The 14,263-nt window shown below is 53.4% G+C and carries 16 protein-coding genes; 7 read left to right on the top strand and 9 right to left on the bottom strand.

Annotated elements, in window-relative coordinates; genetic code table 11:
- From Q0824_RS06370 to Q0824_RS06385, 4 genes are all read right to left on the bottom strand, one after another.
- On the bottom strand, positions 1-903 hold the full coding sequence (locus tag Q0824_RS06370; RefSeq protein ID WP_298448591.1) for an NAD-dependent protein deacetylase: 903 nt from the start codon (positions 901-903) through the stop codon (positions 1-3).
- 27 nt (positions 904-930) lie between these two features.
- The gene (locus tag Q0824_RS06375) at positions 931-1,662 is read right to left on the bottom strand and encodes a spermidine synthase (RefSeq protein WP_298448593.1); all 732 of its coding nucleotides are present in this window, start codon (positions 1,660-1,662) and stop codon (positions 931-933) included.
- A gap of 174 nt (positions 1,663-1,836) precedes the next feature.
- Positions 1,837-2,400 carry a DUF1415 domain-containing protein gene (locus Q0824_RS06380; protein WP_298448595.1) on the bottom strand — a complete coding sequence of 188 codons (564 nt, stop codon included), beginning with the start codon at positions 2,398-2,400 and terminating at the stop codon, positions 1,837-1,839.
- Positions 2,401-2,571: 171 nt separating this feature from the next.
- Positions 2,572-4,158 (bottom strand): ABC-F family ATPase, encoded by a 1,587-nt coding sequence (locus Q0824_RS06385; protein WP_298448597.1) that lies wholly within the window; start codon positions 4,156-4,158, stop codon positions 2,572-2,574.
- 183 nt (positions 4,159-4,341) lie between these two features.
- Here Q0824_RS06385 and Q0824_RS06390 point away from each other — a divergent pair, with 183 nt between their 5' ends.
- Positions 4,342-4,620 (top strand): peptidylprolyl isomerase, encoded by a 279-nt coding sequence (locus tag Q0824_RS06390; protein ID WP_303596297.1) that lies wholly within the window; start codon positions 4,342-4,344, stop codon positions 4,618-4,620.
- 66 nt (positions 4,621-4,686) lie between these two features.
- On the opposite strand, the gene Q0824_RS06395 is transcribed toward Q0824_RS06390, so the two are convergent.
- Positions 4,687-5,505, bottom strand: coding sequence for a DUF2059 domain-containing protein (locus Q0824_RS06395; protein ID WP_298448598.1), 819 nt, complete (start codon positions 5,503-5,505; stop codon positions 4,687-4,689).
- A gap of 167 nt (positions 5,506-5,672) precedes the next feature.
- On the opposite strand from Q0824_RS06395, the gene Q0824_RS06400 reads away from it, so the two are divergent.
- Entirely contained in the window at positions 5,673-6,314 is a 642-nt protein-coding gene (locus tag Q0824_RS06400; protein ID WP_298448599.1) for a lysozyme-like domain containing protein, read from the top strand.
- Positions 6,315-6,332: 18 nt separating this feature from the next.
- Here Q0824_RS06400 and Q0824_RS06405 read toward each other — a convergent pair whose 3' ends face one another.
- The gene (locus tag Q0824_RS06405; RefSeq protein WP_298448601.1) at positions 6,333-7,232 is read right to left on the bottom strand and encodes a LysR family transcriptional regulator; all 900 of its coding nucleotides are present in this window, start codon (positions 7,230-7,232) and stop codon (positions 6,333-6,335) included.
- A gap of 140 nt (positions 7,233-7,372) precedes the next feature.
- Between Q0824_RS06405 and Q0824_RS06410 the strand changes: the two genes are divergently transcribed.
- On the top strand, positions 7,373-7,567 hold the full coding sequence (locus Q0824_RS06410; RefSeq protein ID WP_200369013.1) for a hypothetical protein: 195 nt from the start codon (positions 7,373-7,375) through the stop codon (positions 7,565-7,567).
- Positions 7,568-7,683: 116 nt separating this feature from the next.
- Here Q0824_RS06410 and Q0824_RS06415 read toward each other — a convergent pair whose 3' ends face one another.
- Both Q0824_RS06415 and Q0824_RS06420 read right to left on the bottom strand, forming a co-directional pair.
- Positions 7,684-9,366: an AMP-binding protein gene (locus Q0824_RS06415; RefSeq protein ID WP_298448603.1), complete on the bottom strand. Its 1,683-nt coding sequence runs from the start codon at positions 9,364-9,366 to the stop codon at positions 7,684-7,686.
- 409 nt (positions 9,367-9,775) lie between these two features.
- Positions 9,776-10,204: an Lrp/AsnC family transcriptional regulator gene (locus Q0824_RS06420; protein WP_298448604.1), complete on the bottom strand. Its 429-nt coding sequence runs from the start codon at positions 10,202-10,204 to the stop codon at positions 9,776-9,778.
- A 116-nt stretch (positions 10,205-10,320) separates the two neighbouring features.
- Here Q0824_RS06420 and Q0824_RS06425 point away from each other — a divergent pair, with 116 nt between their 5' ends.
- From Q0824_RS06425 to Q0824_RS06440, 4 genes are all read left to right on the top strand, one after another.
- On the top strand, positions 10,321-11,430 hold the full coding sequence (locus Q0824_RS06425; protein ID WP_298448606.1) for an arginine N-succinyltransferase: 1,110 nt from the start codon (positions 10,321-10,323) through the stop codon (positions 11,428-11,430).
- The gene (locus tag Q0824_RS06430) at positions 11,420-12,226 is read left to right on the top strand and encodes a DUF1338 domain-containing protein (protein WP_298448608.1); all 807 of its coding nucleotides are present in this window, start codon (positions 11,420-11,422) and stop codon (positions 12,224-12,226) included. Before Q0824_RS06425 ends, Q0824_RS06430 begins: the two co-directional genes overlap by 11 nt.
- A 98-nt stretch (positions 12,227-12,324) precedes the next feature.
- On the top strand, positions 12,325-12,783 hold the full coding sequence (locus tag Q0824_RS06435; protein WP_298448610.1) for a hypothetical protein: 459 nt from the start codon (positions 12,325-12,327) through the stop codon (positions 12,781-12,783).
- Positions 12,780-13,565 (top strand): ZIP family metal transporter, encoded by a 786-nt coding sequence (locus tag Q0824_RS06440; RefSeq protein ID WP_298448611.1) that lies wholly within the window; start codon positions 12,780-12,782, stop codon positions 13,563-13,565. The genes Q0824_RS06435 and Q0824_RS06440 overlap by 4 nt, the downstream gene beginning before the upstream one ends.
- On the opposite strand, the gene Q0824_RS06445 is transcribed toward Q0824_RS06440, so the two are convergent.
- Entirely contained in the window at positions 13,557-14,237 is a 681-nt protein-coding gene (locus Q0824_RS06445; RefSeq protein ID WP_298448613.1) for an oxidoreductase, read from the bottom strand. The genes Q0824_RS06440 and Q0824_RS06445 overlap by 9 nt on opposite strands.
- Between the last annotated feature and the right edge of the window lie 26 nt (positions 14,238-14,263).

Here is a 14,263-nt window from a genome sequence, read left to right on the forward strand (position 1 = left end):
CTATAGGTGATCGAGGGAGGCCCTCAGGGTCTCCCCGATTCTTGCATTCAGTTTCAATTCCGCCAACTCCTCGGCACGCGTACGGCCCAGATTGAGGGTAGCTATCGGCATACCTAACTCCTTTGCATACCTGCAAAAGCGAAAGCCGGAGTAAACCATCAAAGAAGACCCAATAACCAGCAACCCGTCACTGGCCTTGAGCGTGTCCTTCGCCAATTCCACCCGTTGCTTCGGTACAAAATCACCAAAAAACACAACATCCGGTTTGAGTATGCCGCTGCAGTTTGGGCAGTCTGCGAGGCGAAAACCGGTGAAATCCACGTTCAAATCAGCATCGCCATCTGGAGCAGCTTCCGCTTTGAAGCCCTGAAACGCCGGATTGAGATCTGCACAGCGCTCGTGCACTTCGTCTCGGGGGCATCTGTAACCACAACTCATACACAATACTTCATCCGCACGGCCGTGCAGATCACTCACCCCTTGTGTGCCGGCTTTTTGATGCAGACGATCTACATTCTGGGTGACCACCAGGCTGGCGTGATTACGCATCTCAAGTTCTGCGATATGGAAGTGGGAGGGGTTTGGCTTTGCGTTGCGAATGACTGGCCAGCCAATCAGGCTGCGCCCCCAGTATCGTTGGCGGGTTTCATGGTTCTCCATGAACTCCTGATGCTGAACCGGTTGCTTTCGCTTCCAAGCACCTTCGCCATCGCGGTAGTCGGGGATGCCGGAGTCTGTACTTACGCCTGCACCTGTCAGGATCATCAGCTTGGGATAACGGTGAATAAAATCTGCCAGCAACTCACCAGCCTGCGCCGGTTCATGTAAAACCGGCGGCGCATCCAACTCCGGGAGGCGCTGGTTCGAACTGAAGGGTCGAGTTCGGTAGGTTGTCACGGGCATACGCTCTCCTTACACTCGCCGGCTATTTCAGCCCGGTTTGCGGGCCACGTATACAGTGTTGAACGATTCCCTGTTCTGGAACGGGTTGTAGAAGCTCACTACATGGCAGACCACTTCGGTAAATACTTCCCGTAGCACTTCCATGAATACGGCGTCTTCCCCCTCATTAGACCACATAGCGAAGATACCACGTGGTTTAAGTTGCCGAGCCATACGGCTGATATTCTCGGTGGTGTAGAAGCTGGCGTTGGAGTCGCTCAGCAGCGCGCGAGGCGAGTGGTCGATATCCAGAAGGATGGCGTCAAACTTTTTGCCGAGCGCTTGTGGATCAAATCCGCCGCACTCGGGATCGGCAATGGCAAGATCAAAGAAGCTGCCATGAATGTAGCGGCTGCGGGCATCGGCGTTAATATCTTTGCCAAGGGGCACGTATTCTTGCTGGTGCCAGCGGATAACCGGCTCCAGGTATTCTACGATCAGCAGCTCCCCTACCCGATCGTGCCTGAGTGCGGCCACGGCGGTATAGCCTAGCCCGAGGCCTCCAACGACAACGCTCAGGTTGTCGCCTTCCGTTTCGTTCAACCCGAGGTCTGAAAGTGCGACTTCAGCGTCTACGAACATGCTGGACATGAGGAATTCTTCGCCGAGTTTTACCTCGAATATATCCCGGTCACCCAGTGCTGGGATGCGCCGGCGGCGGAGTGTGATTTCGCCGATCTCGGAGGGCTGGCTATCAATTTGTGCGAACAGTCGTCCCACTGTGGTGCCTCTTCTTTATTTAACTAAGGTCAGGCCTGCATTACATCTGCACTGTGCAAGCGCTGGTGGGGGCCTCTCTCCCAAAAAACGCTGTGGATACGTCCGTGTACGCTTGGCTCCGCCATCCATGGCTCCGCACATTTTTGGGAGAGAGGCCCCCACCAGCGCTACTGTCTACTCCCCTTTATTCTCAGATGCTTTAGCGCAATTGGCTAAAACTGTCCGCATTTTTTCTGCGCCGAGTTCGTTCATCAGTTCGATATTACGCGGTGGTATGCCATTCACATCCGGATGGTTATCAATCGCAGATTCCAGGCTGGCTTCCCGCAACAGGTGGAGCATGGGGAACGGGGAACGGTTGGTGTAGTTCTCGGCGGCATCCGGCTCGGTGTCGGCAAACTGATAATCGGGGTGGAAACTGGCGATCTGGTAGATGCCTTCCATGTCCAGATAGGTCAACAACCCGTCGGCAGCACCCAGAAACTCGTTGTAGTCCGCAAAGTTCTGCAGTACGTGAGGGTGAATCAGGAGCGTGGTTTCGATTTCCGGCTCATCGTCCAAACGCAGAAGTTCTGTTTGCAGGGCCTGGAGAAGTGAATCCTCGTTATCAGCCTCGGATACCACAAACCGAACCCGGTCCCGGACCAGTTCGCGCTTGGCAAACGGACATAGGTTGTAACCAACAACAACGTCTTCAACCCATTTCCGGGTCGCTTGAACTACCGTTCCATCGCTCACACTCAATCCCTCTAGTTGTTGATCCAACCTCTTAAGCCTAATTCGGGTCGGCTGGCAGGGCTGTCCAAAAATGTGCGGAGCCATGGATGGCGGAGCCAAGCGTACACGGACGTATCCACAGCGGTTTTTGGACAGCCCTGCCAGCCGGCCCAGCCTCTAAGCTATGTCAGATCAAAGATGCCCTTGGCTACGAAGATAATCATCATAAGTCCCACTAAAGTCCGTAATCCCCTCAGGCGTCAACTCAATAATCCGAGTGGCCAGGGAAGACACAAACTCACGGTCGTGGCTCACGAAAATCAGTGTACCCGGATAGTTCTCAAGTGCCAGGTTCAGCGCCTCGATAGACTCCATATCCAAGTGGTTAGTAGGCTCATCCAGCAGCATTACGTTCGGCTTTTGCAGAATCAGCTTGCCGAACAGCATGCGCCCCTGCTCACCACCGGAAATTACCCGCACCGACTTGCCAATATCGTCACCGGAGAACAGCATGCGGCCCAGTGTGCCACGAACCAATTGCTCACCACCGGTAGTCCACTGTGCCATCCATTCCGACAGCGTGTCATCGTCAGCAAAATCGTCCGTATGGTCCTGGGCGTAATAGCCCACTTCGGCGCTGTCCGTCCATTTCACTTCACCGCTGTCCGGCTCGTAAGCACCTGCAAGGCACTGCAACAAAGTGGTTTTACCAATACCGTTGGGACCAATTACTGCCACACGTTCACCCGCTTCTACTTGCAGGTTCAGCTTGTTGAATAACGTATTGCCATCAAAACCTTTGGTCAGATCCCGGATGGTGACCGCCTGGCGATGCAGCTTTTTGCCTTGTTCAAAACGGATAAACGGACTAACGCGGCTTGAAGGCTTTACTTCATCCAATTGGATCTTGTCGATCTGACGGGCGCGAGAAGTGGCCTGCTTTGCTTTGGATGCGTTGGCGGAGAAGCGGCTTACGAACTGCTGCAGCTCTGCAATTTGTGCTTTCTTCTTCGCGTTGTCCGAGAGCATGCGCTCGCGGGCCTGAGTGGCCGCGGTCATGTATTCATCGTAGTTGCCCGGGAATAGCCTCAACTCGCCATAGTCCAGGTCAGCCATGTGGGTGCACACGCTGTTCAGGAAGTGACGGTCGTGAGAAATGATGATCATGGTGCTGCTGCGAGCCACCAGAATGTTTTCCAGCCAGCGGATGGTGTTAATGTCCAGGTGGTTGGTGGGCTCGTCCAGCAATAATACATCTGGATCAGAGAACAGCGCCTGTGCCAACAGCACCCGCAGCTTCCAGCCAGGGGCCAGGCTGCTCATCGGCCCTTCGTGCTGTTCCAGTGGAATATCCAGGCCCAAAAGCAGTTCGCCAGCGCGGGATTCGGCGGTGTAGCCGTCCATTTCCGCGAACTGAACTTCCAGATCTGCCACCGCCATACCGTCTTCTTCGCTCATCTCGGCCAGCGAATAGATGCGGTCACGCTCTTTTTTAACGTTCCACAGTTCTTCATGGCCCATGATGACTGTGTCCATGACGGAGCAGGTCTCGTAGGCAAACTGATCCTGCCTCAGCTTACCCAGACGAACATTCGGCTCCAGCATAACCTGGCCGGCAGACGGTTCCAGGTCACCACCGAGAATCTTCATCAGAGTGGATTTACCGCAGCCGTTGGCCCCGATCAGGCCATAGCGGTTGCCGTTACCGAACTTTGCGGAAACATTTTCAAATAGGGGCTTAGCCCCGAATTGCATGGTGATATTGGCAGTAGAGATCAAGAAACAAACCTATAGAAGTAAGGGCCAGCGCAGCACCGGCTAAATAAAGCCGGCATTGTACAGGTTTGCGATGGTAACCGTGAGGCCGCAGAAACACGCATAAAAAGGGCTTGCCTAGAGCGCGGGGGAAAGGCAGCATTCCTTTTCAGAGTTACCCATTCATTTTATTTAAGGAACGTTTTCATGACACAGGCAACCGCACGCCACATTCTGGTAGACAGCGAAGCAAAATGTGAAGAACTGAAGAAAGAAATTGAAGGTGGCAAGGATTTCGCGGAAGTAGCGAAGCAGCACTCTTCTTGCCCGTCTGGCCGTAACGGCGGCGACCTGGGTTCATTCGGCCCCGGCCAGATGGTTCCAGAGTTTGATAAAGTGGTGTTCAGCGGTGAAGTCAATAAGGTTCTCGGGCCGGTCAAGACCCAGTTTGGCTACCACCTTCTGGAAGTAACCAGCCGCAGCTAAGCGCCCCGGCACTGCTTGCAAACTGGCTTCTGATTGTTTCAGAAGCCAGCCTCTTCAGCACCGCTTTCACTTTTGAGGGGCGAGGAATTTAACCATCTGATTGCCGATGGATTCAATCGGATCGGTAATAGCCTGCTGAATACTCTGGGTGACAGTTTTCGAAAATGCAGAACCCGGCCCGCTTTCCAGAAAATCGATATACAACCCCATTTCCTGAGTGCTTATTTTTTCATAAGTATGCAGATAACTGTTGTATACCTGCTGCTCAACAACGCCCCGTATGGTACTTCGCTGGCTTTCTATCTTCCGTTTAAGCTCTTCGTAGTTTGCTGAGTCAGAGCTGAATGCAGCCATGGCTGTCGTCAATCCAAGCTGTACAGCAATGGTGGTATCTACAGCACTTTCGGTGGCTCGGGCCGCCCGATCAAAGCGCTCGAACATCAGGGCACGATCCGTACCTTTGTACTTTTTGTTCAATTCCGCAGCCTTGGCTTGAATCTTTTGCCACGCGGCCGGGTCTGAAGCCGCAATCTCCGCAGCGGAGATTTTCCGGGCTACCGGTGTCTTGTACCAGCCGTCCACGGCTTCAAGCTGCTTCCCGGAGAGGTCGCGCTCCAGGTTTCTCACTATTTGTTGCTCTATATCCGCCGCACGAAAACTGTTGCTGACAACGTATCCAATGGTGTCTGCAACCATGGGAGGCAGCTGCTGACTGCGTTTCAAGCCTTCGCGAATGCCTTCGCTCATCATTGCAGGGTAGCGTTCAACAATATCGTCGATAGGCGATGCCGTCAGCACCTGCTGAGCACTAGGCGCTGCCATGGCGGGGCCGGCCAGCATCAGGCCAGTGATTAAAAGAGGTTTAACTAGGGTACCAAGCTTCATTTAACTATCATCCTGTTTGATGGATGCTGCGTTTATGACACGCACACCCTCCCCTGAGCAAGCAATCCATGGGTTCCGGAGATGACAGTTTGGTAGGAAAGCTCTGGACGCGATCCCGTCCACGCAAAAGAAAGCGCCAGACCCGTCGTGATCGGTGGCGATCCCGCGTGAAATGGTACGGACTTCCGGTTCTGGGCTTAATTATCGGCACCTGGGCAACACTGCGTTTCAGCTTGCTCGCCCCCGAACCACCCATCAACCCGAACCATCTGTGCGAGATCTTTCGGGAACACACGGTTTGGTACGACTATGCAAAAGACTCCCAGGAACGCTGGGGAACACCCATCGCTACCCAGATGGCTTTCGTGTACTACGAGTCTTCGTTCCGCAGTCACGCCCGGCCACCCAGAACCCGATTATGGGGTTTCATTCCCTGGAGCCGTCCAACCACCGCGTACGGTTACGCCCAGGCACTGGACCCTGCCTGGGGCGAGTACCTTGCTGCTAACGGCGATGGCTTATTTACCGTGCGCACGGATATGGAATACGCCCTGGATTTTGTGGGGTGGTACAACCACCTCTCCCATCGCCAACTCGGCATTCCCTTTCATAGCCCACGCCAACTTTACCTGGCATACCACGAAGGCCGCGGCGGCTACGCCCGCAAAACGTTTGCCCGCAAGCCTTCGATTACAGCCTTGGCTTCACGGGTGCAGGCACGGGCTTTTCGGTACGACAATCAGCTCAAATCCTGCGAGCAGGAGTTCCAGTGCTGGCGGTGGTATCAGTTCTGGCCATTCTGTGGCTGAGCGCAAACGCTCCGGTGTTCAGGGTGTCGGGTTGAACTCGATTGCCGAGGCCTGAGCTCGCAGCCTGTCCACCAGAAACTCTTTCACAATTCGAATTCTCGCCATTTGCTGAGTGTCCTGGCTTACATGCACCCACAGGTCGACACTTTCGCCCTCGAGCGGATCTGACAGGCGGCGGAGTTCTTTGGTGCCCTCCCCCAAGTAGCATGGCAAAACCGCAAGGCCAGCACCTGACCGCGCCAGCGCATGCATGGCGTGCAAACTGTTGCAGCGGATGACCGACGTGGCATGCTTCAGGTGCTTGCGGTACCACCGACCGGTTGCCAGGTGGCTAAAGGTGTCATCCGGAATAATCCAGAGGCAGTCTTCTGGCTGGTTTTCAATATCCATATTACGGTGACGTCGGCAGTAACTGGCAGAGCCGTATACAGCCGATTCAATGGCCGCTATGCGCTCACCCTCCAGTGTTGCCTGGGGTTTGTTCTCGGGGCGCAGGGTGAGATCTGCTTCCCTGTGGGTAAGATTGGTAACGTCGTTATCGGTGAGCACTTCCAGTTCAATGTCGGGAAACTCACGCACCAGTTCAGCCAGAACCGACCCGAGCAACTCGCTCATCATCGTGTCTTCCGCCGCCAGCCGCACTTTGCCCACAGGCGCGGCATCCTGCCCAACCAGCTTGCGCTCGAGGTTTTCCATTTCTACTGACAGTTTTTCCGCATTGCGGAAGGCGGTTTCCCCCACCGGGGTCAGCTGGAGCCCATCCCGGTTGCGCTCAAAAAACTGTACGCCCAATGCCTCTTCCATCTGGTCGAGTCGACGCAAAACGGTCGTTTGGTGCACGCCAAGTAATTCTCCGGCCTTCGCAAGGGTTCCGCCTATTGCCAGAGCGTGTATATATCGAAGATAATCCCAGTCCATAGCTACTGCATATTTGCAACATGAGTACGGAGTTTAACGTATTTACGCTGCAAAAAAATACCCTTAGAATTCAATGTAAACTCAGGTTAATAGTTTTTAACCAATCACAAATAGCAACTCACCAAAAGGAGGAAGTCGCTATGGCACAAAGACATATGGCAACCGTTAAACCGCTACCATCCAGCATCCTCCACAATGGTGCTGAAGTGAGAAGCCAGCACACACGTGCGGCAGCAAAGATGGCGGTCCAGTTCATGAGCCGCAAGCTGCGGTCATTCAACCGGAAGGCTGCAGAAGCAACGCCCGATATCGTTCAGATGCAAGGCGGACACTGATTCCAGTCAGGCCAACGTAAAGAGCTGCACCCTATAGCGCAGCTCTGAAGCAAGTAGCCAAACTGAAAACGCCGGTGGTTCTGATCTCAGAGCCACCGGCGTTTTGCATTACCCGGTCATAATTCCCACACTACTTTCGTTTTCTGCTCAAACCAGCTGTCCATTTTGCGGTTATAGGTATCTTCAATTACGTTCCGCTTGATCTTCATGGTTGGCGTGAGCATGCCGTTCTCCATGGTCCAGGGTTCTTTCACAACCACCACGAAGGATATTTTTTCGTGGGCTTCACACCCTTCGTTTACTGCATCCAATTCTTTCAGCAGTTCCTGCTCAAGCTCCGTACGATCCATACCCTTTGCAAGCGCTTCCCGAACGTCTTCTGACAAAAGGATCATCAGGCAGGGTTGAGGCTGGTTGGCACCGGCCACACAAACAACCTCCACCGAGGGATGGTTAAACCGGTTCTCAATGGGAACCGGGACAACGTATTTACCTTTTGAAGTTTTGAACAGGTCTTTTACCCGACCTGTAATCTTCAGATAGCCGTTTGCGTCGATTTCACCCATGTCGCCAGTTCTGAGAAAACCATCGTCAGTAACATCCTCGCGGGTTTTTTCTTCGTTTTGGTAGTAGCCCATCATCATTCCCGGGCTTTTCACCTCCAGTTCACCACCTTCGCCAATGCGGTGCTCCACACCCGGATTGGCCTCGCCAACCAATCCTATCCTGGCTCGTCCTGGCCTGCTGGCATGGGAGTATCCAAAGTTTTCAGTCATGCCATACACCTCAAGCAACTCCAGCCCAAGGTTTCGATACCACAGGATGATTTCTTCCGATAAAGGTGCGGCCCCTGTCAGTGCGGCCCGGCAATGATCCAGCCCCAGTTGTTTGAGCACTTTCTTTTTCACCACGGAACGCAGAATCGGGATGCGGAATAGCAATTTTTGTTTTTTGGGGGGCAGCTTGGCGTTCACCCCAAGGTAGAACTTCATCCACAAGCGCGGGACAGAGAAAAACAGTGTTGGCCTGGCACGTTGAAGGTCTTGCTGGAAGGTATCCAGACTCTCGGCAAAATATACCTGGAAGCCAAAATACAGAGACTGAGTCTCAACCGCTGCCCGCTCTGCCACATGTGCAAGCGGCAGATAGGACAGCATGCGGTCCTCGGATGACACTGTGAACATCTGCTGCAAACCATCTGCAACCGCCATCATGGCTCGGAAGCTTTGCATAACCCCTTTAGGGCGGCCAGTACTTCCTGAGGTATACACGATCGTGGCTAGTGCATCCTGGTCCGGTAACTTCGGAGCAGCTGGCTCATGCTTGGCAATAAGATCTCGCCACTTGGGGGTGTCCTCTCGCGGCGACATGGGCAGAGAGATAATGGGGAGGTCTGAGGGAATGTGCCCTTTTATATCGTTCCAGCCATCTGCGAGGCCATCAAGCTTACCCAGGAACAACAGCTTTGCCTCAGAGTGTTCAAGAACATAGGCAGCAGCATCCCCATTGAGCGTGGGGTATAGCGGCACAGATACATGGCCGGCGGCCCAGATAGCGAGATCCGACAGAATCCAGTGCGCGCTGTTTTTGCCCAGAACGGCGATATTGCTTCGCTCAGGGAGCTCAAGACTATTCAGGTGAGCAGCCATGCGCGACACCTGGTCGGCAGCTTGCTTCCAACTAATGTCCTCTAGTGTTCCATCTGGATAAGGCTGGGTGAGGTATGTGCTTTCAGGGCTTTTCTCTGCCCAATAATACAAACAGTGCAAAGAGGTCTGCTTGCGAGGATCCAATGCCATGAAAAACTCCTGATTATTGTTATCGTTAACGAATTCCGGCCAATACATGAATACACATTCACTCTAATGCACTTTCATTCAGCTTCACAAATAGTAGTGTTATTTAGCGATAGCTCAATGGCATTAAACACCCCACTCAATGACCAATCCATCCCGTTTTTTGTCTCGCGCTCAAAAAAGTTGATTATTTTTTGTATGACATCCATCAAGATTGGTCTAGAGTGAAATTCGAAGCTTATCGAATTTAACCTCTCAGAGGAGACCGCCATGAGGCAGTCGACGACCCGCTCCGTCCTTATCTTCCCAGCCTGGGGATTTATCCTGCTTGGCTCTGCTGCGTTCCTGTACAGCGCTTTTTCCGGAATGCTGGGTACCTGAGACATCAATGCAAAAGGCTGCGAACACACGCCTAACGCCGGAAGCGGGTTTCCAACACCACGGCTGAGTTAGTGCGTTCAACGCCCTCCAGGTTCCCAATTTCGTCTAACACCGCGCTCAGCTCCTCAAGAGACTGAGCCTGCACGATCGCTATCAGATCGTACTCTCCACTTACTGAAAATAATTGCGCTACCTGGCTAATGCCCTCGAGTGCGTTGTTTGTTCGCGCTGTTAACTTTTGGGCCACTTTAATAGAGACATGAGCTTCCACCTGGCTGGCAGAAAACGCTCCCCCCAGCTGCACCGCATACCCGGCTATCACTCCGCTGGCTTCCAACCGGGAGATTCTGGTTTGCACCGTTGAGCGGGACAACTGCAAAGCTCTGGCCAGGTCCGTAATGCTGGTTCTGGCATTCTGGCGCAGCAGCATTAGTAGCTTTTGGTCTTTGCTTTTCATCATTGTGCTTAACATCTCCGTTATTTTGATAAGATCATAGCCCATTTCGTGCAAACTGCACCTGCAATCCGACAAAGTCTCAATGCATACTGTCCGGAAACAACGCCAGGTTGCAGCCCATGATTATTCGCCCAATTGCAGACAAAGATCTGAATACCCTTTATCAGATAGCCGAAGAGTCTGGCCCGGGTTTCACATCACTAATGCCCGACAGGGACGCTTTAGCACAAAAAATTGCTCACTCCACGGCAAGCTTTGAGCGCACAGTAACCAGCCCTGGTGATGAACACTACCTGTTTGTGCTGGAAGATGAGGCCACCGGCGACATCCTTGGCACCAGTGGTATTGAGGCAAACACCGGCCATACCCAGCCGCTCTACCATTTCCGACGAAACACTGTAACCCACCACTCGAGGGACCTTGACGTTCGCAAGAGCGTGGAAACCCTCACCCGCTGCAACCACTACACAGGTTATTCCGAGATCTGCTCTCTTTATTTGCGTCCCGAGTTTCGTCGGGCCAATGCGGGCAAACTGCTTTCCCGGGTGCGTTTTCTTTTTATGGCACTTCACCCGGAACGCTTCTCACACAAGATCATTGCCGAAATGCGCGGTGTTTCGGATGCCGCTGGCCAGTCACCCTTTTGGGACTGGCTGAGCACGCACTTTGTTGACATGGAATTTGCCCAGGCAACCCACCTGGTTGGTGCAGGCTACACAGATTTCATTGATGAACTGATGCCCTCGCATCCACTCTATACGTGCCTGATGAGCCCGGAGGCTCGAGCTGTGCTTAGCCAAGTGCATAACAACACCCGGCCAGCCCTAAATATTCTGGAAGCAGAGGGTTTTAAGCACAAAGGATTGATAGACCTGTTTGATGCGGGGCCAACGGTAGAGTGCGCCTTGGCAGAGATACTCAGCGTCAGATCCTCTTCCGAGCACCGCGTTAGAGTGGATGATTACGTTGCAGGCCCCAATGCACTCTTTGGCCGCACCAACCACGAACAAAATGAACCAACGCTGATCGCAAACACAGGAACCGCAAACTTTCGGGCTACCGTCACATCTGAGGTTTCGGAAGGTTCGGATGCGCTGATTATTTCTCGCTCTCTGGCGAAACAGCTTTGCCTTGAAAACGGCGATCCGTCACGCATTTTGCCCCTGAACCATGCAACATCGACGGCACGAAACAGAACTACGGCTACGGAGCTAAGCTATGCATACTGATCGCAACGTCTTGTTCGAAAATCTCTGGCAGGACTATAAAGCTGTTACACCCTCGGCCGCCAAAATCCATCGCATTCTGGGTGCAGAAGAAGGCCATGCCATCATCAACGATCATATCGCCCTGCGCACCTTCAACCTGCAGCCGGTTGGGCTGGATGCTCTCGCGGCGCATTTTCTGGCGTTGGGGTACCGGGAAGGTGGTGAATACCACTTCGAAGGCAAGAAGCTTTATGCCCGACATTATGAACACGCAGACCCCGAAGCACCAAAGGTGTTTATTTCTGAGTTACTGACAGAACAGTGCTCACCAGAGCTTCAGGCTGTGGTAAAAAAGCTGGTTGAGCAAATTACCAAAGAGCAGGTTACCGCAGACAACTTTCTATACTCAGGACGGCATTGGGATCTGGATTCCGGCACCTACCGCCAATTGGTGGAAGAGAGCGAGTATGCAGCCTGGCTCGCGGCCTGGGGTTACCGCGCGAATCACTTCACGGTGAGCGTAAACCACCTGAACAACTTCGAAACAGTGGCCGACATAAACCAGCTCTTGATCGAGAAGGGCTTTTCAGTGAACTCGGCCGGTGGCGAAGTAAAGGGTTCTCCCGAAGAGCTGCTTGAACAGTCATCCACAATGGCCGACCGTGTTCCTATTCAGTTCAGCGACCGCGAAATGACGATTCCCAGCTGTTTCTATGAGTTCGCCTTGCGCTACCAGAAGCCCGACGGCAACCTATACAGCGGGTTTGTTGCAGCCTCAGCCGACAAGATTTTCGAGAGCACCAATGCCGGAATGTAAAGTCTCGAAAATCCACCCGTGTACCAACGGGATAGCTACGCTAAACTAACGCCTTGTTCCCGAACAATCCCACTTGTTCAATGCAACAAGGAGTCACCATGAAGCCTGTCGTCACGCTTTTTCTGGCCTGTTTTCTTGTATTGGCTGGCTGCCAGTCGTTGCCAGGCGAAAGTACGGAAGCAATAGGCCGTGGCGCCATTTTACTGAGCTCCCAACACTGCCTGAGCGAACATCTGAAAGAACAGAACAGGGTTCACTACGGCCCGTGCCTTAAAATTATCAGTGTGGACGGCGACACGCCAACGATCCGCGATGATGGCTTCATAGAATTGCCTGCGGCTGAATCTGCCACCCTTGGTGTCAGTTGTGTGTATCGCCATGCTGATGGCTCACCTATCCCTGTCACCATGGAAACAACTGACTTTCTGGTTACCCCGGATACCTTTACCAAATCGGGTCAACGTTGGTATCTGCATGCACACAAACAAGCGAGGCAAGTTGTTGGTTGTGAGCCAACGCTGTCTCGCTCGATATACCCTACGTACAAAACGGAATGACTGCCGACATCAGTATCGTTTGGCTCGGCGCGCTGGCAAGCCTGTTAGCGGGGCTGGCCACCAGCATTGGCGCTCTGGCGGTATTCTTCGTTAAAGATCTCTCTGCCCGGCTGCAGGACTGCATGCTGGCAGGTGCTGCCGGCGTAATGCTGGCGGCCTCGGTTTTTTCTTTGTTGATCCCCGGGCTGGAATACGGAGAAACACTGCTGGGCTCAACCTGGATGGCAGCACTGCTTGTGATATTCGGTGTTCTGTCCGGCGCGGGGGCTCTGTATTACCTGCACCAGAACTTGCCCCACGAGCACTTCAATCTTGGGCCAGAGGGGCCGGACGCTGCCCATATTCGCCGTATATGGTTGTTTATTATCGCCATTACGCTGCACAACTTTCCCGAAGGCATGGCGGTAGGTGTTGGCTTTGCGGGCGGCGATGTACGCAATGGCTATATATTGGCACTGGGCATTGGTATTCAGAATATTCCGGAAGGCCTAGCCGTTGCATTTTCGTTGGTGGCTATCCAGTACTCGCGGGCTCGTGCCTTTACTATTGCCCTTCTGACAGGGCTAGCTGAACCTATCGGTGGCCTGTTCGGTGCCGCTCTGGTATCGCTGGCAGAACCGATAATGCCCTGGACTCTGGGCTTCGCTGCCGGAGCCATGCTGTTCATTATCAGCAACGAAATCATTCCCGAAACCCACAGGAGCCGCTACAAGGCCCAAACTACCTTCGCACTGCTTATCGGTTTTGTGGTGATGATGTTCCTGGATGTCACCCTAGGCTGAGGCGCCTGCCAGCGCAACAATGTCCTCATACTGATAAACCTGGACAACTTGCTCGGCAACCGACTTACCCCCCAGATTGCAAGCCTCGTTAACCATGGCAGACGCAACGGTTTGTGCCTCGATTGCCCGGTACTTTTCCAGCGGGCCCAACAGCACGCGATTAACCAGCGGCATCGCTTTGGCACCTATCGCTTCCCCGAGGCGGTGATCTGGCCTATCGCCCAACAGTAAACTTGGATGATATATCGACAAATACGAGTAACCGAGGCCCTTCACCGCGTCTTCCAGCTCACCTTTAACCCGGTTGTAGAAAATGGTCGAAGAAGATGATGATCCGATGGCAGACATCAAGATAAACGCACCGGCACCTTCTGCTCGCCCAAGCTCAGCCGCTTGCAGGCAGTAGCCGTAATCTACCTTTCTGAACTGTTCCTGAGAGCCGGCCTTTTTGATCGTCGTACCCAAGCAACAGATAATCACATCTACTTTAAAAAGCTCGGGATGATCTGCCATGCGATCAAAATCCATTTCCTGTTGCTGCAGTTTGGCGTGAATGAGCTCCAGCGCCTTCCGCACAGGCACAACCACCCGTTCAACCTCGTCACGGGCCAACAGGCCAGTGAGAGCCAACCCACCAGTCAACCCGGTAGCACCCAGCAATAACACTTTCATAAGGTTCTCTTTATTTTGCGAATTCT

Source organism: uncultured Marinobacter sp., from assembly GCF_947488835.1.
In the GTDB taxonomy this organism is placed as follows: Bacteria; Pseudomonadota; Gammaproteobacteria; order Pseudomonadales; family Oleiphilaceae; genus Marinobacter.